Consider the following 20,013-nt stretch of genomic DNA (forward strand, 5'->3'; position numbering starts at 1 on the left):
AGCTTCATTCTCGTGATTTTTGAACAATTCTAGCTTTAGAATCCTTCAAAAATTAAAATTTAAGGCCGTCATAGACTTATAATAGCCCTAAAACATTTATTTTAATGCAATTCTAAGTTTAGGATTGCAATGATATTAAAGGGATTGGGTTGTTTGATTCTTAGAATGCCTTTATTCTGTGAAATGTTGACTATAAAATGCTTTGAATGCTTTTTTCTGATTTAGGATGATAGATAGATGGGGGAGATGATGAACATACAAAAAGAGAAAGTTAGAAAAGAGTTGGTGTCCCTCTGTTTGGGAGAACTTGCAGCCGTCCTATCCTTTTGGTTTTGTTTTTTCCTTTTGAAAAATCGACTTGGTGATTGGAAGAGTCTAGTAACTATTCTCTATCCTTTGTCTTTACTGACATTTATATTGCTTCAAGGTTCACTCTATTGGGCAATTTTGATTAGAAGACTGTCAAATCCTCAGTTCGGAAGCGGTAGTGTCCCCAAACTATATGGTGGTTTCAGAATACTAGATCTTATTTTACTTATTTCAGGCTTTCCTTTTATAGTCTGGAACACACAGAGTGTCCAAGTGGTTATCTTAGCCACACTGATACAGCTTTTTGCCCTTATCGAATGGGTTAATTATTTCCTCGTACGCCTATCTTATAGTTTGAACCCTCTTGTTTTATGGAAACGAATTACTAAGGGAAAACTTGAAAAAAGCAGAATAGCCAAGGAGTTGGGGTAGGGGAGAATAAAGAGGTTACCCATTCGTCTTGTAATATGCTATAATTAATCTATCAAATTTTTTGAATAACTACTTGAAGTGAGATAGATATGCAAATAAACTACAATAGAAAACAGAAATCAGATATTGTTATTTCAAAACCTTCAGCCATTGAAGTTGAAAAATACTTAAAATCGTGGAAAAATCTTAAAAATTATAAGTTGCAAGAAGATGCTTTAGATAAATTATTTTTTGAGCTATTACCAAGTAACGAAGAAATTTCTGATATTTTATTAAAGGTTGCTACATTAAATGATTTTTATAGCACAAATATTTTTTCAGTTTATCCAGTTGCAGAGCATATACTGAGTCTTAAAATTGATGAGAGGTTGAGACAAGGTGATGTAACTTTAGTCAATGAAATTCAAAATGTTACTATTAATGGAGTCACTAGAAAGTTTTATTCTTTTTCTACCAAATACTGTTCCCATCATAATCCTAAAGAATACCCTATTTATGATAGCTATGTAGAAAAAGTATTGAAATATTTTAGAAAAACAGATAAATTTTCCAACTTTAAGAATGCAGATCTAAAAGATTATCAAAAATTTAAAAATATAATTATTGCTTTTAGAGAATACTACGGATTAGACGAATTTAATCTTAAAGAGATTGATCAGTATTTATGGCAGTTGGGAAAAGAATATTTCCCAAATAAATATTAGCGACTTTTTCTCACTCAGAAAGGAAAACCATTAAATTGCCCTACAAATTTTTACTCTTCGACCTTGACCATACCTTGCTTGATTTTGATACTGCTGAGGATGTGGCTCTGACACAACTTCTAAAAGAAGAAAGTGTTGCGGATATTCAAGCCTACAAAGACTATTACGTTCCCATGAACAAGGCTCTCTGGAAGGACTTGGAACAAAAGAAAATCAGTAAGCAAGAACTGGTTAACACGCGCTTTTTTCGTTTATTTGCCTATTTCGGACAGGAAAAAGACGGCATGTTACTTGCCCAGCGTTACCAATTTTACTTAGCCCAACAGGGACAAACTTTTTCAGGTGCTCATGAACTCTTGGACAGCCTTATCGAGCGTGATTATGATTTGTATGCTGCGACAAATGGCATTACTGCCATTCAGACAGGGCGTTTGGCTCAATCTGGTCTAGCACCTTATTTCAATCAAGTATTTATCTCTGAACAGTTGCAAACACAAAAGCCTGATGCTCTCTTTTATGAAAAAATCGGTCAACAGATTGCTGGATTTGATAAAGAAAAGACCCTGATGATTGGAGATTCCCTAACAGCTGATATTCAAGGTGGCAATAATGCTGAGATTGATACTATCTGGTACAACCCTCATTATCTGGAAAACAAGACACAAGCCCAGCCGACCTATGAAGTCCATTCTTACCAAAACTTGCTGGATTGTTTAGATAAACTGTAAAAAGTGGTTTAGAAAGCCACTTTTTGCTATAATAGAGGCAGGAAAAACGAAGGAGTTGGCTATGCAACACTCATCTTGGCATGCTTTGATTAAGGAGCAATTACCTGAGGGTTATTTCAGGAAAATCAATCAATTTATAGAGCAGGCATATGCACAGGGAACTGTTTATCCACCCAAGGAAAAGGTTTTTCAGGCTCTCTTGACTACACCGCTTGAAGAGGTTAAGGTGGTGATTCTAGGGCAGGATCCCTATCATGGGCCAGGTCAGGCGCAGGGCTTGAGTTTTTCTGTACCGGATACCATTCCAGCTCCGCCATCCTTGCAAAATATTCTGAAAGAATTAGCAGATGATCTTGGCGTTAAGAAATCCCATGATTTGACGGCTTGGGCTGAGCAAGGAGTCTTACTTCTCAATGCTTGCTTGACGGTTCCTGCCGGCCAGGCCAATGGTCATGCTGGGCAGATATGGGAGCCTTTTACAGATGCTGTGATTCGGGTTGTCAATAATCTAGACAGACCTGTAGTCTTTGTACTCTGGGGCGCTTATGCACGCAAGAAGAAGGCCTTGGTTACCAATCCTCATCACTTGATTATCGAATCAGCCCATCCTAGTCCTTTATCGGTTTATAGAGGATTTTGGGGTTCCAAGCCTTTTTCCAAGGCCAATGCATTCTTAACAGAGACCGAACAAGAGCCAATCGATTGGCTTAGATAAGGAGAAAATATGCCTCAGTTAGCGACGATTTGCTACATTGATAACGGAAAAGAACTGCTTATGCTCCATCGCAATAAGAAACCCAATGATGTCCATGCTGGTAAATGGATTGGCGTGGGGGGGAAGCTAGAGCGAGGGGAGACTCCACAGGAATGTGCAGCGCGTGAAATGCTCGAAGAAACCGGGCTCAAAACCAAGCCAGTTCTAAAAGGTGTTATCACTTTTCCAGAGTTCACGACAGATTTAGACTGGTACACCTATGTTTTTAAGGTAACGGAGTTTGAGGGGGACTTGATTGACTGCAACGAGGGAACATTAGAATGGGTTCCCTATGATGAGGTCTTGAGCAAGCCGACTTGGGAAGGTGACCACACCTTTGTTGAGTGGCTCTTAGAGGACAAACCCTTCTTCTCAGCCAAGTTTGTTTATGATGGGGATAAATTGTTGGATACCCAAGTTGATTTCTATGAATAAAGGAGAAAGCAGATGCTACTAATCAAAAATGGTCGTGTAATGGATCCTAAGTCTGGTTTGGATCAAGTGTGTGATGTTTTAGTCCAAGATGGGAAAATTGTCAAAATTGCTGCCGAAATCAAGAAAGAAGGAGCAGAACTGATTGATGCTACTGGTCTTGTAGTTGCGCCTGGACTAGTTGATATTCATGTTCATTTCCGTGAACCTGGTCAAACTCATAAAGAAGACATTCATACTGGTGCCCTAGCAGCCGCTGCAGGTGGATTTACAACGGTTGTCATGATGGCTAATACTAGTCCAACCATTTCGGATGTGGAGACTTTGCAAGAGGTTCTCCAGTCAGCTGCTAAAGAAAAGATCAATGTCAAGACGGTTGCGACTATTACCAAGAACTTTAATGGCCAAGACTTGACCGACTTTAAGGCACTCTTAGAAGCAGGTGCGGTTGGTTTCTCTGATGACGGTATTCCACTTGAAAGCAGCAAGGTTCTCAAAGAAGCCTTGGAGACTGCTAAGAAACTTGGCACCTTTGTTTGTTTGCACGAGGAAGATCCCGGATTGAACGGCATTCTTGGCTTTAACGAAAACATCGCTAAAGACCACTTCAAGATCTGTGGAGCGACAGGGGTGGCAGAATACGCCATGATTGCGCGTGATGTCATGATTGCCTATGCGACTAAGGCACATGTTCACATCCAGCATTTGTCTAAGGAGGAAAGTGTCAAAGTAGTGGAGTTCGCTCAAGGTTTGGGTGCCCATGTCACCGCAGAAGTAGCTCCGCAACATTTCTCTAAGACTGAAGCTCTCCTCTTGACGCAAGGTAGTAATGCTAAAATGAATCCTCCGCTTCGTTTGGAATCAGATCGTCGTGCCGTTATCGAAGGTCTCAAGTCGGGTGTTATCTCTGTGATTGCCACAGACCATGCGCCTCACCATGCAGATGAGAAAAATGTAGAGGATATTACTAAAGCACCATCTGGTATGACTGGCTTAGAAACCTCTCTATCTCTCGGTTTGACTTATTTGGTCCAAGCTGGTGAGCTAAGCTTGATGGAATTGCTAGAAAAAATGACTGTTAATCCTGCTAGATTGTATAACTTTGAAGCAGGTTACTTGGCTGAGAATGGTCCAGCTGATATCACTATCTTTGATGATAAGGTTGATCGTACTGTTGGTCCAGACTTTGCTTCAAAATCAGCCAATTCACCATTTATCGGTGAAACCTTAAAAGGGCAGGTCAAATATACCATCTGCAAGGGACAAATTGTCTACCAAAACTAGATGGGACTCTGCTCTGAAATTGGAAAGAATAGAGAGCGTTTATGTATCCAACCCATCAATTTAAAGATAAGTTTGTCTTATTTCTTAAGATATTTTTCCCTATACTGGTTTATCAGTTTGCCAATTATTCTGCCTCTTTTGTTGATACAACCATGACGGGGCAGTACAATACCATGGACTTGGCTGGCGTTTCAACTGCAACGAGTCTATGGAATCCTTTTTTCACCTTTTTAACAGGGATTGTTTCGGCCATGGTTCCCATCATCGGCCATCATCTAGGAAGAGGCAAAAAGGAAGAAGTAGCATCTGACTTTTACCAATTTATTTATTTGGCTTTTGGGCTGTCTTTGGTTTTGCTTGGCATGGTGCTTTTTCTAGCGCCTCCAGTTTTAAACCATATCGGACTAGAAGCCCAAGTGGCGGTAGTTTCAGTTCGTTATCTTTGGTATTTGTCTATCGGAATTATTCCCTTGTTGCTTTTCAGTGTTATCCGATCGCTACTTGATTCACTCGGTCTGACCAAGCTATCTATGTACCTCATGCTCTTATTGCTACCTTTAAATTGTGGGTTTAACTATTTGTTGATCTACGGTGCCTTTGGGTTTCCAGAGTTAGGTGGAGCAGGAGCAGGGCTAGGAACCTCACTTGCTTATTGGTGCCTACTGGGAATTTCCATCATCATCTTGGTCAAGCGGAAAAACCTAAAAGAACTTCATTTAGAACAAGGTGCCCCTCTGAATTTAGAGAGAATTATAGAGGGAATTCGCTTGGGCTTACCAATCGGTGGAACTGTTTTTGCTGAAGTCATCATTTTTTCAGTCGTTGGTTTGATTATGGCTAAGTTTTCGTCTATGATTATTGCCAGCCACCAGTCAGCCATGAACTTCTCGACGCTCATGTATGCTTTTCCCATGAGTATTTCTTCTGCCATGGCCATCGTTGTTTCTTATGAGGTGGGGGCTAAGCGTTTTGATGATGCTAAGACCTATATCAAACTTGGACGTTGGATAGCACTGATATTTGCAGGCTTTACATTGAGCTTTCTCTATATTTTGAGAGATGTCGTAGCCAGTTTATATGGAAATAATCCTGATTTCATTGATTTAACATCTACCTTCCTAACTTATAGTCTATTTTTCCAGTTAGCTGACACCGTTGCAGCTCCTTTACAAGGAATACTGAGAGGCTATAAGGATACGGTTGTTCCCTTCTATCTAGGAGTAATTGCTTACTGGGCTGTGTCCATTCCATTAGGCTTATTCTTAGATCATGTGACAACTTTGGGAGCCTATTCTTACTGGATTGGTTTAATAGCGAGTTTGGTCGTTAGTGCTATCCTCTATCAATGGCGTTTGCAAACAATTATGAAAAGATTTGAAGTTTCCAATGTCAAATAAACTTTGTGAAAAAATAATCTAACCAAAGAAAATCCCTGTTAAAACGGGGATTTCTTTTTTTGTCTTGTGAAATTTTGTAAGTCATAAACTTTGACAGTGTTTTCAAAAAGAGGTAAAATATTAAGGAAAGAACAAAGTTAGAAAGGCAAGATTATGTCAACTTTAGATAAAAATCTTTTGCTAGAGATGTTCCGTAAGATGGAAGAAATCCGTCGCATGGACTTAAAAATCGCTCAGTTAGTGAAAAAAGGAAAAGTTCCCGGTATGACTCACTTTTCTGTCGGAGAGGAAGCTGCTAACGTCGGGGCGATGCTGGCTCTTAACCCAGATGATCTGATCACATCTAACCACCGTGGTCATGGGCAAGCTATTGCTAAGGGGATTGACCTCAACGGAATGATGGCTGAAATCCTTGGAAAATACACTGGAACCTGTAAAGGAAAAGGTGGTTCTATGCACATCGCCGACCTTGATGCGGGTAACCTCGGTGCCAATGGTATCGTTGGTGGTGGTATGGGAATCGCTGTTGGTGCAGCCCTCAGTCAGCAAATGCAACATACTGGTAAAATCGTGGTCTGCTTCTTTGGAGATGGTGCGACCAACGAAGGTGTTTTCCACGAAGCAGTAAATATGGCTTCTATTTGGAAACTCCCAGTTATTTTCTACTGCATTAACAACGGTTACGGTATCTCTGCGGACATCAAGAAAATGACCAATGTAGAGCATATCCATCAACGTAGCGCTGCTTATGGAATTCCTGGAATGTTTATCGAAGATGGAAACAATGTCATCGATGTTTATGAAGGATTTAAGAAAGCTGTAGACCATGTTCGTGGTGGCAATGGCCCAGTCTTAATCGAAAGTGTAACTTATCGCTGGCTTGGTCACTCATCATCTGACCCTGGTAAATATCGTACCCGTGAAGAAGTGGAACTGTGGAAACAAAAAGACCCAATCGAAAATCTTCGCAAGTACCTCGTTGAAAATAATATTGCGAGTGCCGAAGAATTGGAAGAAATCCAAGCGCAAGTTAAGGAAGCAGTAGAAGCTTCTGTTAAATTTGCAGAAGAAAGTCCATTCCCACCGCTTGAATCAGCATTTGAAGATATTTACGCAGACTAAGGAGAAAGAGATAAAAATGGAAACAAAAACAATGTCGTTCCGTGACACCATTATCCTTGCTATGTCTGAGGAAATGCGTCGCGATGAAAATGTGTTCTTGATGGGAGAAGACGTCGGTGTCTTTGGAGGAGACTTCGGAACTTCTGTTGGAATGCTTGAAGAATTTGGTCCAGAACGTGTCCGTGACTGTCCGATTTCCGAAGCTGCCATCTCGGGAGCAGCAGCAGGAGCAGCCATGACAGGACTTCGTCCAATTGTCGATATGACCTTCATGGACTTCTCGGTTATTGCCATGGACAATATCGTCAACCAAGCTGCTAAAACACGTTATATGTTTGGTGGTAAAGGTCAGGTTCCAATGACAGTTCGATGCGCAGCTGGTAACGGTGTCGGTTCTGCAGCTCAGCACTCTCAGTCTCTAGAGTCTTGGTTCACACACATCCCTGGTCTTAAGGTTGTAGCTCCAGGTACACCTGCGGATATGAAAGGACTGCTCAAGTCTTCTATCCGTGATAATAACCCTGTTATCATTCTTGAGTACAAGTCAGAATTTAACCAAAAAGGGGAAGTGCCAGTTGATCCAGAATACACAATTCCACTTGGAGTTGGGGAAATCAAACGAGAAGGAACGGATGTAACAGTTGTTACTTATGGGAAAATGCTTCGCCGTGTGGTTCAAGCTGCTGAAGAATTAGCTGAAGAAGGCATTTCAGTTGAAATTGTGGACCCGCGTACTCTTGTTCCTCTTGATAAAGATATCATCATTAACTCAGTGAAGAAGACTGGTAAGGTGGTGCTTGTCAACGATGCCCACAAAACAAGTGGCTATATCGGAGAGATTTCAGCTATTATTTCAGAATCAGAAGCGTTTGATTATCTAGATGCACCAATCCGCCGTTGTGCAGGAGAAGATGTGCCAATGCCTTACGCACAAAATCTAGAAAATGCAATGATTCCAACCGTTGAAAGCATCAAAGATGCAATCCGTAAGACTTATAACAAAGAATAATACATAATATAAATTATGTAAACAAAATAAAAAAGACGAGAAACTTTGTATCTTTTAGGTGCAGAACTCTTTTCGTTCTTAATATCTTAGATTAGAGCACGGGCTAAAAGCTTGGAAAAAAGATAAATCTCCTTGGCTTCATCGAAGCCAGCATCGATTTCCTATTTTTCGGTCGCTTTTAAACGCCCTTTGTATCATGTAATTGAATTCGGACGGAGGTCTGCGAAAAAAAGATAGATTTCCTTGTGTTCATCGAACACATCGTCAATCTCCTATTTTTTCCTTACCCTCTTCGTCCTTAATATCTTAGTATAGAATTGGAGAGGTCATGGCTGATGACAAGCTAAGAGCGACTCCTGCGGCTAGAAAGTTAGCGGATGATCTAGGTATCAACCTCTACGACGTTTCTGGCTCAGGTGCAAACGGTCGTGTCCACAAAGAAGACGTGGAAACTTATAAAGACACAAACGTGGTTCGCATTTCGCCACTTGCAAAACGAATTGCCCTCGAACATAACATTGCTTGGCAGGAAATCCAAGGAACGGGTCATCGTGGTAAAATCATGAAGAAGGACGTTTTAGCCTTTCTTCCTGAAAATATCGAAAATGATACCATCAAGTCTCCTGCTCAGATCGAAAAAGTGGAAGAAGTTCCAGACAATATCACTCCTTATGGTGAGATTGAGCGTATCCCGATGACGCCAATGCGTAAGGTTATTGCCCAACGTATGGTTGAATCCTACTTAACTGCGCCGACCTTCACGCTCAACTACGATGTGGATATGTCAGAAATGCTGGCGCTTCGCAAGAAGGTTCTTGATCCAATCATGGAAGCAACTGGTAAGAAAATTACGGTTACTGACTTGCTTTCTCTTGCGGTTGTGAAGACCTTAATGAAGCACCCATACATCAACGCTTCGTTGACCGAAGACGGCAAGACCATTATCACTCACAACTATGTCAACCTTGCGATGGCAGTTGGGATGGATAATGGATTGATGACACCTGTTGTCTATAATGCTGAAAAAATGAGCTTATCTGAGTTGGTTGTAGCCTTCAAGGATGTCATTGGTCGTACCTTGGATGGCAAATTGGCTCCAAGTGAACTGCAAAATTCAACATTCACAATCAGTAACTTGGGAATGTTTGGTGTTCAGTCCTTTGGTCCTATTATTAACCAACCAAACTCAGCAATCCTCGGGGTGAGCTCAACAGTAGAGAAACCTGTAGTTGTCAATGGTGAGATTGTCATTCGCCCTATCATGAGCCTAGGGTTAACCATTGACCACCGTGTCGTAGATGGTATGGCTGGTGCTAAGTTTATGAAAGACTTGAAAGCCTTGATTGAGAATCCAATCTCAATGTTGGTTTAAGTCAACTATTGTTATTTTAGAGATTTAGATAAAGGAAGTAAGACATGGCCTTAGAAGTAATTATGCCAAAAGCCGGCGTAGATATGACAGAAGGACAAATCGTCCAATGGAATAAGAAAGTCGGAGAATTTGTAAAAGAAGGAGAAATCCTTTTGGAAATCATGACTGACAAAGTCAGCATGGAATTGGAAGCCGAAGAAGATGGATACTTGATTGCCATCCTTAAAGGAGATGGTGAAACTGTTCCAGTAACTGAAGTTATCGGTTATCTTGGCGAAGAAGGGGAAAACATTCCAACTGCTGGAGTAGCTGCACCAGAATCAAAACCTGCACCTGCAGCTAGTGCCTCAAACGACGATGGTAAGAGCGATGATGCTTTTGATATCGTTGTAATTGGTGGAGGTCCTGCTGGTTATGTTGCAGCGATTAAAGCAGCCCAACTCGGTGGGAAGGTAGCCCTTGTTGAAAAATCTGAACTCGGTGGAACCTGCTTGAACCGTGGCTGTATCCCAACGAAGACCTACCTTCACAATGCTGAAATCATCGAAAACATCGGTCATGCAGCAAACCGTGGTATCGTCATCGAAAATCCAAACTTCACTGTAGATATGGATAAGCTCCTTGAAACCAAGTCTAAGGTTGTCAATACTTTAGTTGGCGGAGTTGCAGGTCTTCTTCGTAGCTACGGAGTTACTGTTCATAAGGGAATTGGTACCATCACTAAAGACAAGAATGTCTTGGTTAATGGTTCAGAATTGCTTGAAACCAAGAAAATCATCCTTGCTGGTGGTTCAAAAGTCAGCAAAATCAACGTTCCTGGTATGGAATCTTCACTCGTGATGACTAGTGATGACATTCTTGAAATGAACGAAGTTCCAGAAAGTCTCGTTATCATCGGTGGTGGCGTTGTCGGTATCGAACTTGGTCAGGCATTCATGACATTTGGTTCAAAAGTGACTGTTATCGAAATGATGGACCGTATCGTTCCAGCTATGGATGCGGAAGTTTCTAAGAATCTTCGCTTGATTTTGGAACGCAAAGGCATGACTATCTTGACAGGTACAAAACTCCAAGAAATCATCGAGGAAAATGGTCAACTTCGTATCAAGGTTGAAGGAAAAGATGATATCATCGCAAGCAAAGCTCTCCTTTCAATCGGTCGTGTGCCAGACCTCGAAGGAATTGGCGATGTTGAGTTTGAATTGGATCGTGGACGTATCAAGGTCAATGAATACATGGAAACTTCTGTTCCAGGTATCTACGCACCAGGTGACATCAACGGTACTAAGATGTTGGCGCACGCGGCTTTCCGCATGGGTGAAGTTGCCGCTGAAAATGCCCTTAAAGGAAATCATGCTGTTGCCAAATTGAACTTGACTCCTGCAGCCATCTATACTCTTCCTGAAGTAGCTGCAGTAGGTTTGACAGAAGAACAAGCACGTGAGAAATACGATGTAGCCATCGGTAAATTCAACTTTGCTGCTAACGGCCGTGCCATTGCCTCAGATGCAGCTCAAGGTTTCGTAAAAGTTATCGCTGATAAGAAATACGGAGAAATCCTTGGTGTTCATATCATTGGTCCTGCAGCTGCAGAATTGATCAACGAAGCGTCAAGCATTATCGAAATGGAAATCACTGTTGAAGAAATGCTGAAGACTATTCACGGACACCCAACCTACTCTGAAGTTATGTACGAAGCATTTGCAGATGTTCTAGGAATGGCCATCCATTCACCTAAGAAAAAATAATTGAGGATAGATTAGACTGGAAAGGTATTTTCCAGTCTCTATCGTATAAAGGGATATCATGAAATATATTATCAATCATTCAAACGACACTGCCTTTAATATTGCCTTGGAAGAATATGCCTTTAAACACCTTTTGGATGAGGACCAAATCTTCCTACTTTGGATTAACAAACCATCTATCATTGTCGGGCGTCACCAGAACACTATCGAAGAAATTAACCGTGATTATGTTCGAGAAAATGGTATTGAGGTGGTTCGTCGTATCAGTGGTGGTGGGGCTGTTTACCACGATTTAAACAACCTCAACTACACGATCATCTCAAAAGAAGATGAAAACAAGGCCTTTGACTTCAAGAGCTTCTCAACTCCCGTTATCAATACCTTGGCTCAACTTGGTGTAAAGGCTGAATTCACAGGCCGTAACGACCTTGAGATTGATGGCAAGAAATTCTGCGGAAATGCCCAAGCCTATATCAATGGCCGTATCATGCACCATGGTTGCTTGCTCTTTGACGTTGATTTGTCAGTCCTTGCTAATGCCCTCAAGGTTTCAAAAGACAAATTTGAATCAAAAGGTGTGAAATCCGTTCGTGCCCGTGTAACCAATATTGTCAATGAATTACCTGAAAAAATCACAGTTGAAGAATTCCGTGATTTGCTATTGGAATACATGAAAAAAGAGTACCCAGAGATGACTGAATACGTTTTTTCTGAGCAAGAATTGGCGGAAATCAACCGTATCAAGGATACCAAGTTCGGTACTTGGGACTGGAACTACGGTAAATCACCAGAATTTAACGTCCGTCGTGGAACAAAATTCACTAGTGGTAAGGTTGAAGTTTTTGCCAACGTCATTGAATCAAAAATCCAAGATATCAAGATTTACGGTGATTTCTTTGGTATCGAGGACGTTGCAGCTGTAGAAGATGTCCTTCGTGGAGTGAAATACGAACGCGAAGATGTCTTTAAAGCTTTAGAAACTATTGACATCACACGCTACTTTGCTGGTATTAGCCGTGAAGAAATCGCTGAAGCAGTAGTGGGGTAAGGAAAAAAGAGTCCATTTATGATGGATTCTTTTATTAGGTTTAAATTTAATAATTAAGCTGATTAGATTATAATAGTAATGGAAAATGAAAAGGAGTTATTCATTAATGTTAGAAATTCCAGTAGAAAGTCTTAATCTATTTGAACAGTTAGACCGCAATGTTGTTGCTTTTTATAGAAATGAAGAAATTTCTCAAACTGAAAGTTTAAATATAAGCATTACACAAGAACATTATGATATGAAATACAAAGTGCTTCAGCCTTTAGGATACCAGGCTGTTCAAATACCTTTAGGAATAGCTTTAGATAATGTAATCCAGCAAGCTCATTTTCAAAATCTTATAATTGGCGGTCTTCTTCCTGATGAAATCAAAGTAAACAAAGAGGACTTAATGCCTTTGAAAGACATTGTTGATAGTTTTTGTATTATGTACGCTGCAGCAAATAACCGACTGGAAAATGGTAAAGCTTATGAACTGATGAAGGATAAGACAGTGTATTTTATTGGTAAACTGTTGACTGACAGTCTTAAAAAGGGTGACGAAATTTCGTATATGGGAATCGAAAGAGAATCAGCTGATGGAACTTCTTATGAAGCAGTAAAATGCTTTCTAACTAAAGAGAGCGCTGAGCAATATAATGATGCAAAAAGACCAGTAAGCCACGCAAATTTAGCTTATCTGAAAGCCTTTTGGGGTAATCCAGTAATAATCGAGCCCCATCGTAACTACTGGATTGAGTTTAAATAAACAAAAAACGAAAGATAATAGAAATTGGTCTTTCGTTTTTTAGCGATAGTTAGTTTACATAATTTATAATATGTAATACTTATAAACTATCCAAGGCATTCTTTTGTTCATCATTGACGATATGGGTATAGAGGTCAGTGACTTGTGTACTGGCGTGTCCTAGCTGATGGCTGACCAAAACTTGCGATTTAGTAGCATCATAGAGCCTAGTCGCCAGAGTATGGCGTAGTTTGTGGGGAGTTACACGGACTTTGAAGTCCTCAGAGTACTTAGCAACCATTTTCTCAACGCTGGAAGCATCGATACGATTGGGAACACCACGATATAAGGTCAGAAAGAGTGCTGTATCCGTCTTTTCCGTCTTATAGCGTTGATTTCGAATGGCTAGATAATTCTCTAGATAAGGCTTGGCAAAGGCAGCGACATTGACCGAGTCACGTTTGCCACCTTTTCTAATGACATCTATAACCATCATTTTGAGATTAAGGTCTCTTAGATCCAGATTAACAGCTTCAGATAAGCGGACACCGGATGCTAGGAGAAGGGCGATAATGGCCAAATCACGTTCTTTATTTTTATTGAATGACGAGAGAGCGCGATTTGAGAGTTGTTGTGGATACTCTTGGTCGATATAAGTCAGAAAACCTTCTGTTTCATCGCCTAGAAAGAGCTTTTGCTTGATGTTTTCAGCTCTGGCAGCAAGGGTTTCTTTCTTTTTCTTGGTTGAAACTTTCTTCATTACATTACGATAGAAATAGGGCTCTCCCTGGTCGTTTTCAACTTCCTCGGTTAAATACTTGTAAAGACTGGAAAGTGCTGATAAGGTTCGATTAATGGTCGTCTGAGAAACGCCTTGTTTGGTTGTATTGGCATTCAGCAAAGGTCGTTCTCTTAGATATAGGATAAAGGATTCCATATCTTTCTTTGACATGTTTTCCAAGACCGATAAAGGAATATCAGCCATTTTATCAGCATTTGAAATCCCAGACTCTAAAACCCAGCTGAAAAATCGGTCATATTCCTTGAGGTATTCGTACAAGGTTGTAAAGCTATAGGGGACAGCAAGCTTAGATTGGTAGTATTCCAGAACATACCAGGGCATGATTTGTTTTAGTTTGTCGATTCGTTCTAGTAAAATCTCACGTTTCATGTATTTTCTCCATAATTAAGTCTACTAGTAGTATAGCATAGACATATTTATTTTTCAAGAAAATTATAGTTTTTCGGAAAGATGTTATAGGAGCTTTTAAAGAAGGGAATAAAATAGAAAAAAGACTTAGATCTATGAAATACAGAACTAAATCTTTAGATTTTCTATTGTGAATCATTATCTAGTGCTTTTTCTAGTTTCCAAATGCTAAACCAGAATGAAATAGTCAGCAGAATAAGGAAAATAAAAAAGAGATTATCAGTAACGATACTTCTGATCATTCTACATAACTGAAGAGCTATATAAGGAGCTATGAGATACAAAATACATTGTATAATTGCTATTGTTTTCTTTTTCATGATTTTAATCTTACTGTACAGATTTGATACAGTAAACTCCTTTCTAGCTTTATGCTTTATCATTTCTAACTTAATTATAGTCTTATTTTTACCAAAGTTCAATTAGTTATATGTGAAATATCTTATCTGAAAAAATAACCGATCTCATTTCTGAGAATCGGTTTTCTAATGTAATTTATTAAGAAATTTAGAATTCAAAATACATAACATAAATTATGTAAACGATTCCTACAACAACAAATCTTTGACTTTTCCAATTTCACTTTTTGGAATGACCAGATGAATCATATCACCCAGATACATTCTGGTTGATCCGTTAACTGTTTGGCTCTTGCCATTATGGACTTGTGTGGTGATGAGTACGTTATGTGGCAAGTTGAGCTCATGAACCTGTTTTCCAGCGATTTTATCTGATACAGGGATTTCAATAAGAGTAACTTCTCCTTCGTCTGTCGCTTCTTCTGGTAGCATTTTTTCTAGCATGGCCTCATAGACTGGAGCACCCTTGAGTAGATCCATGACGATGTAAGCTACCAAGGTCACTAAGCCAAGTGGCATGAGGTTGCGAATGTCCCCTACCATCTCAGTAACAAGAATCATAGCGGTTAAGGGAGCCTTGGATATTGCCCCAAAGTAGCCACTCATTCCTAAAATGACAAATATAGGAAACTGCTCTTGACTGACAAGCCCAAGATTGACACAAATGACACCGACTAGGGCACCAAGCAAGGAACCAAGCGCCAGAATGGGAAGGAAGATTCCTCCTGGGAGACCACTTCCATAGCTAATCATGCTCCAAACAAAGCGAATCAAAAAGTAAGCTAATAGAACTTGGAAACTAAAATCTTGCTCAGTTAAAGAAAGAACGACCTGATTTCCACCACCGAGAATTTGTGGTAAGAAGATGCCGACTGGTATGATAAGGATAAAAGCCAAGATTGGATAATAAGCTCTATCCAAATGGATTTTTTGACCAAGCCAATCATACACTCGACCAACATTGAGTACAGCTTTCTCATAGAGAAAACCAGAGAGTCCGAGAAAAACTCCCATAAGGAGGTAAATCCAATACTGGTCTAGGGTCATGAGAGGAATATTGTCTGGCATATCCAGTACGGGTGTTAGGCCAAATATGAGTAGTGAGACAAAGTTTGCTACGAGACTGGCTGCTAGAGTTGAGACCCAGAAAAAGCGTGAAAAATGGTGATAGACTTCTTCTACAACAAAGAGGAGACCTGCGATTGGTGCATTAAAGGCAGCGGCTAAACCTGCAGCAGCTCCACTGGCAATCAGGGAACGTTCTTCAACTGGGCTAGATTTTAGCCACTTGGCAATACCTTTACCACCAACAGCTCCAAGTTGAATGCTTGGCCCTTCTCGTCCTAACATAAGTCCACTGGCAATAGCAAGAATCCCTAGGACATATTTTTTCCAGAGGACACTCCACCAGTTAAGAGCCATGAGTCCTTTTAGTTCGGCTTCGACTTGAGGAATTCCTGAACCCTTGATATCTTTTTCTGACCGAGTTAGTTTCGCACTGAGCCAGTAAACGAATACATAAAATAGACCAATGATAAAAAGATTGCGCACTAGGTGCGCTTGATCTTGATAGAGTCCTTGTATCAGGTGGAAGCCCTTTTCGATTAAGAAACGAAAAGATCCGACGATTAGCCCGACGACGAGACCAACAATGATTCCTCGTCCAACTTGGGATAATATGGTGCTTGAGGCAAAGGCAAATTCTTTCTTGGAACTGAGTGTTTCTGACTGTTCCTCCATAATCATTTCCTCTTACTTGTCTTTCTTAGTTGAAACCAGTGTTTTGACTGGTTCAAAACTGGTTCGGTGAATTGGGGTGACACCTAATTTTTCCAGTCCTTCTAGGTGTTTAGCTGTTCCATAGCCTGCATTAGCCGTGAAATCATAGCCAGGAAATTGCTGATCGTATTCTTTCATAATATTATCTCGTGTCACCTTGGCCACTATAGATGCAGCTGCGATAGAAAGGGAGTTAGCATCTCCTTTGATAATGGAGGTTTGTGAAATTGGTAACTCCAGTTTCATGGCATCTATCAAAAGGTGCTCAGGTTGTGGACTGAGCTGGGATATTGCTTCTTTCATGGCTAGTTTGGTCGCCTCGTAGATATTGACTTGGTCAATGATATGATTATCCATGATACCAATACCGATTGCCAAGGCTTGATCTTGAACAGCATGATAAATTTCCAAATGTTTCTTTTTGGGGATCTTCTTGCTATCGTTGAGGGCTTTAATTTTACAATTTTTCGGCAAGATAACGACTGCAGCGACCACAGGACCAGCCAGAGGACCACGGCCGACCTCGTCAACACCTGCTATAAAGGTCAATCCTTGCTTATAGAGTTCTTTTTCATAGGAAAGCATAGATTCCAAACGAAGGTCTTCATCCAGTTCAGCCTGAATGGCTTTTTTACGCTTGCTGATTTCTTTTTGAACTCCAGAACGAGTATCTTTTTCCAGTTCAAGAAAAAGGGGATTGTCTAATTCTTTGACAGTAGCAAGAAGTTCTTTGATTTCTCTAATCGTCGTCATCGATGTCGTCCAATGTATCTAAGGTGTAGTTACCGAGTTTTCCATCACGGACCTCCTTGACGAAGAGGCTGTAAAAGCGGTCGTAGTCGTCTCGGAAACCAAGGGCACGAGTCATATCCATGATGATAACAGGAGCTTCTTCTTCAATTTTCATTTGTTTAAAACGTTCAGCTAGCTTATCAGGATAATGTTCTTTGAAATAATTGAGACCAAAAATGGTCACTTCGTCCATAGGAAGCAACTGGTCTTTGATAGCTCCGGTCAAGGCTAGTTTGAGTGCGACAGCATCATCTTCGAACTTAGGCCAAAGAATCCCTGGTGTGTCTAGGATTTCAAGGTCTTTATTGGTTTTGAGCCATTGTTGCCCCTTGGTAACACCTGGTTTATTGCCGACTACCGCAATCTTTTTCCCAGCCAAACGGTTCATGAGGGTTGATTTACCAGCGTTTGGAATTCCAATAATCATGGTCCGCAAGGTTTCAATCTTGATACCGCGTTCTTTCTGGCGTGCAATCTTATCAGCCATGAGCTTTTTGGCTGCATCAGTCACAACTTTCACAGTAACTTGCTCTTTGGAATTGATGGCCAGTGTTTGAATTCCCTGTGATTCAAAATACTGACGCCATTCTTTTGTCATCGCTGGATCAGCTAGGTCTGCCTTGTTTAAAATCAAGAGTTTGGGTTTATCACCCACAATCTTGTTTAACATAGGATTTTGACTAGATAAAGGTAGACGCGCATCCACCAAAATCGTCACAAAATCAACAAATTTTAAATTCTCCTGAACTTGTCGCCGAGCCTTAGACATGTGGCCCGGAAACCATTGAATAGTAGCCATAATATTTTCCCCTTCCGACTAAAAAAACGTAATAAAACGTTTTCTTTCTCACTATCTATTCTATCATAAATTAGGTGCTTTTGCACAGGCTTTGACTGAAATAAAATCATACTAAAATACATAACTTAATTTATGTATTTTAGTGTTTACTTGACTTAATGTGCTGTTTGGTATATACTTTGTATATACATTTTCGTGGAGGTAGATTGATGAATACAGTAAAGACTCGGAAGGTGGGGAATTCTCTCACTGTGACTATTCCTAAGAATTTGGGTATGACAGAAGGTCAAGAAATGGTTGTCTATAAAGGAATTGATGGAGTCATTGTCTTGGCTCCGAAACTGAAAGATCCTTTTGATGGGATTGCTGATTTAAGAATGACAAATGATTTTGAAGGAGTAATGTCACTTGATAGCGAAATCTGAGTATATTCCTGAAAAGCAAGATATCATTTGGCTCGACTTTGATCCATCAGTTGGTCGGGAAATTCAAAAACGGCGCCCTGCCTTGGTTGTTTCTAGGAGAGAATATGCCTTGCAAACTGGTTTTGTGGCTGTCTGTCCCATTACCCATGGTCAAAAGCATTTAGCAGAAAAAGGCCTGATCGTTCCTGTCTCGTCGGATAAGGTAGATGGTGCTGTCAATCCATTTCAACTGTATACTTTTGATTTTCGGATGCGCAATGCTCAAAAAATAACAAGAATGGACACGCAATGTTTTCAGAAAGTCGTCCAACTTTACCAGTACATCTTTGGAGATACTTAAATCCTACCATGCATAGACAAGGTAGGATTTTTTCTATATGAGTAACCTATCTAGAAACGGGTGAAGGCAATTAAGGAGAATTCCTCTAATCCAGCTTTCTTGTGCAGATGATAGATGTTCTGCCTGAAGGCATTCTTTTAGAAAATCGCGGACTTGTTCTGGTGCAATTTCAAACTCAAAGGTTCTGGTGCAATTTCAAACTCAAAGGCTTTCATCTTGTAGAAAAAGTCGATGAGATGCTCAGATAAGTAATCATCTGAAAAGGGAACTTTTCCACTTTTTCGATATTCTAATAGAAGCCGAGAAAATCTAGCTTTTTCATCAGACAAATCCCGAAAATAGGAATTAAGAAGCCAAGTCTGCTTCTGTTTTCGTTCAATCGGATCTTGATTTGCAATCCGCTGATCCTTTTCCAGCTCTTTCTGGTTTTGATTAGCCTTGATAGCCCGTTCGTCTCCATTCTTACCAAAGAGGATTTTCTCCCACTTTCGTTCTTCTTGGGTCAAGGTTTCTGTAAAGCCAAAGTAATCTTGATAGGCGCGTTCAGCAGGTCCCATGGCAAGAATGAGATTGTCAGCGTATTGCTTGGCGATTTTATCTCTTTTCTTACGTTCTTTCTCTGCTTGAATCCGTAGATGCTGCTCGTAGTCGATTTTCTCCTTGCCTAGTTTGACAAGGTAGAGTTGGTCATCAGACTTACCAAGTAGAAAAGGTTTGATACACTTTTCCAGCACTTCTTCCATTCGAGCCTTTTTCTTTGGCTCTGCCTTGGTCCAACTTCCGCCTTGAAAGACTTCTAGGAAGAGCTGATAATCTTTCTCAGGTGCAAATTGGTTGCCACGATTGGCTTTGAAAACACCTTTCTCCCAAAACCATTTTAGAAGTCGTTCGTCAAAATCGCTTTTATTTACCTTGATTTTTCCCTTTTTCTGAGCCTTTCTGGTTAGGTTTTCAACTTTTCTGAGTAGTTTTTCTTCCTCTTCCAGTTGCTGGTCTAAACTCAGTCGGTGAAAATGGCGAACACAATCACTGCCAATCGGAAAGAGTCGTTGGCCTGTAACGCCGTTAAAGAGTTCGTAGGCGTATTTAATGGCATTCCCACAGACGCAATTGCTACGGCCAATGCCGTTAAAAATCAAGGAAACTTCATTCCATTCCTTGGTAGCTTGTTCCCAAGTATTAGCTTTTGAAGCCTGTAAAACCGCATCGTGCAGGGATTTTCTAACTGGAAGTGTCATGAGGT

Annotated in this window: 19 protein-coding genes and 1 pseudogene; 15 read left to right on the forward strand and 5 right to left on the reverse strand. The window is 40.4% G+C overall.

Features of this window, described 5'->3' with window-relative positions:
- Positions 1-237 precede the first annotated feature (237 nt).
- The 13 genes from D8852_RS04430 (at position 238) to D8852_RS04490 (ending at position 13,087) form a co-directional block, all read left to right on the forward strand.
- Positions 238-741 (forward strand): hypothetical protein, encoded by a 504-nt coding sequence (locus tag D8852_RS04430; protein ID WP_125425488.1) that lies wholly within the window; start codon positions 238-240, stop codon positions 739-741.
- A gap of 89 nt (positions 742-830) precedes the next feature.
- Entirely contained in the window at positions 831-1,445 is a 615-nt protein-coding gene (locus D8852_RS04435) for a hypothetical protein (RefSeq protein WP_125833827.1), read from the forward strand.
- A gap of 35 nt (positions 1,446-1,480) precedes the next feature.
- Entirely contained in the window at positions 1,481-2,173 is a 693-nt protein-coding gene (locus D8852_RS04440) for a YjjG family noncanonical pyrimidine nucleotidase (RefSeq protein ID WP_125426201.1), read from the forward strand.
- 61 nt (positions 2,174-2,234) lie between these two features.
- Positions 2,235-2,888 carry a uracil-DNA glycosylase gene (locus D8852_RS04445; protein WP_001164857.1) on the forward strand — a complete coding sequence of 218 codons (654 nt, stop codon included), beginning with the start codon at positions 2,235-2,237 and terminating at the stop codon, positions 2,886-2,888.
- A gap of 9 nt (positions 2,889-2,897) precedes the next feature.
- Positions 2,898-3,362 carry an NUDIX hydrolase gene (locus D8852_RS04450; protein ID WP_125426204.1) on the forward strand — a complete coding sequence of 155 codons (465 nt, stop codon included), beginning with the start codon at positions 2,898-2,900 and terminating at the stop codon, positions 3,360-3,362.
- Positions 3,363-3,374: 12 nt separating this feature from the next.
- Positions 3,375-4,643 carry a dihydroorotase gene (locus tag D8852_RS04455; protein ID WP_125426207.1) on the forward strand — a complete coding sequence of 423 codons (1,269 nt, stop codon included), beginning with the start codon at positions 3,375-3,377 and terminating at the stop codon, positions 4,641-4,643.
- Between the two features lie 41 nt (positions 4,644-4,684).
- Complete coding sequence (locus D8852_RS04460; protein ID WP_125426209.1) at positions 4,685-6,040, forward strand: MATE family efflux transporter; 1,356 nt, start codon at positions 4,685-4,687, stop codon at positions 6,038-6,040.
- Between the two features lie 153 nt (positions 6,041-6,193).
- Positions 6,194-7,162 (forward strand): thiamine pyrophosphate-dependent dehydrogenase E1 component subunit alpha, encoded by a 969-nt coding sequence (locus D8852_RS04465; RefSeq protein ID WP_084932536.1) that lies wholly within the window; start codon positions 6,194-6,196, stop codon positions 7,160-7,162.
- Between the two features lie 16 nt (positions 7,163-7,178).
- Positions 7,179-8,171, forward strand: coding sequence for an alpha-ketoacid dehydrogenase subunit beta (locus D8852_RS04470; protein ID WP_038805243.1), 993 nt, complete (start codon positions 7,179-7,181; stop codon positions 8,169-8,171).
- A 328-nt stretch (positions 8,172-8,499) separates the two neighbouring features.
- Positions 8,500-9,543, forward strand: coding sequence for a dihydrolipoamide acetyltransferase (locus D8852_RS04475; RefSeq protein ID WP_084946085.1), 1,044 nt, complete (start codon positions 8,500-8,502; stop codon positions 9,541-9,543).
- A gap of 44 nt (positions 9,544-9,587) precedes the next feature.
- Complete coding sequence (lpdA, locus tag D8852_RS04480; RefSeq protein ID WP_125426212.1) at positions 9,588-11,291, forward strand: dihydrolipoyl dehydrogenase; 1,704 nt, start codon at positions 9,588-9,590, stop codon at positions 11,289-11,291.
- 58 nt (positions 11,292-11,349) lie between these two features.
- Positions 11,350-12,339 (forward strand): lipoate--protein ligase, encoded by a 990-nt coding sequence (locus D8852_RS04485; protein ID WP_125426215.1) that lies wholly within the window; start codon positions 11,350-11,352, stop codon positions 12,337-12,339.
- A gap of 106 nt (positions 12,340-12,445) precedes the next feature.
- The gene (locus tag D8852_RS04490; protein ID WP_125426218.1) at positions 12,446-13,087 is read left to right on the forward strand and encodes a hypothetical protein; all 642 of its coding nucleotides are present in this window, start codon (positions 12,446-12,448) and stop codon (positions 13,085-13,087) included.
- Positions 13,088-13,166: 79 nt separating this feature from the next.
- On the opposite strand, the gene xerS is transcribed toward D8852_RS04490, so the two are convergent.
- From xerS to ylqF, 4 genes are all read right to left on the reverse strand, one after another.
- Positions 13,167-14,237 (reverse strand): tyrosine recombinase XerS, encoded by a 1,071-nt coding sequence (gene xerS / locus D8852_RS04495; protein ID WP_125426221.1) that lies wholly within the window; start codon positions 14,235-14,237, stop codon positions 13,167-13,169.
- Positions 14,238-14,824: 587 nt separating this feature from the next.
- Positions 14,825-16,375 carry a ClC family H(+)/Cl(-) exchange transporter gene (locus tag D8852_RS04505; protein ID WP_084975367.1) on the reverse strand — a complete coding sequence of 517 codons (1,551 nt, stop codon included), beginning with the start codon at positions 16,373-16,375 and terminating at the stop codon, positions 14,825-14,827.
- A 12-nt stretch (positions 16,376-16,387) separates the two neighbouring features.
- Positions 16,388-17,167: a ribonuclease HII gene (locus D8852_RS04510; protein ID WP_084975365.1), complete on the reverse strand. Its 780-nt coding sequence runs from the start codon at positions 17,165-17,167 to the stop codon at positions 16,388-16,390.
- Positions 17,154-18,005 (reverse strand): ribosome biogenesis GTPase YlqF, encoded by an 852-nt coding sequence (gene ylqF / locus D8852_RS04515; RefSeq protein ID WP_084975363.1) that lies wholly within the window; start codon positions 18,003-18,005, stop codon positions 17,154-17,156. The genes D8852_RS04510 and ylqF overlap by 14 nt, the downstream gene beginning before the upstream one ends.
- 209 nt (positions 18,006-18,214) lie before the next feature.
- On the opposite strand from ylqF, the gene mazE reads away from it, so the two are divergent.
- Together mazE and D8852_RS04525 are read left to right on the forward strand one after the other, a co-directional pair.
- A complete protein-coding gene (gene mazE / locus D8852_RS04520) occupies positions 18,215-18,430 on the forward strand; it encodes a type II toxin-antitoxin system PemI/MazE family antitoxin (RefSeq protein WP_084975361.1) in 216 nt (71 codons plus the stop codon).
- Positions 18,414-18,770, forward strand: a complete 357-nt coding sequence (locus D8852_RS04525) for a type II toxin-antitoxin system PemK/MazF family toxin (protein ID WP_084975359.1) — start codon at positions 18,414-18,416, stop codon at positions 18,768-18,770. The genes mazE and D8852_RS04525 overlap by 17 nt, the downstream gene beginning before the upstream one ends.
- A 33-nt stretch (positions 18,771-18,803) precedes the next feature.
- Here D8852_RS04525 and D8852_RS04530 read toward each other — a convergent pair.
- Positions 18,804-20,008 (reverse strand): annotated as a pseudogene (locus D8852_RS04530) (hypothetical protein).
- Positions 20,009-20,013: the final 5 nt, after the last annotated feature.

Source organism: Streptococcus mitis (assembly GCF_003942695.1).
In the GTDB taxonomy this organism is placed as follows: Bacteria; Bacillota; Bacilli; order Lactobacillales; family Streptococcaceae; genus Streptococcus; species Streptococcus mitis_BD.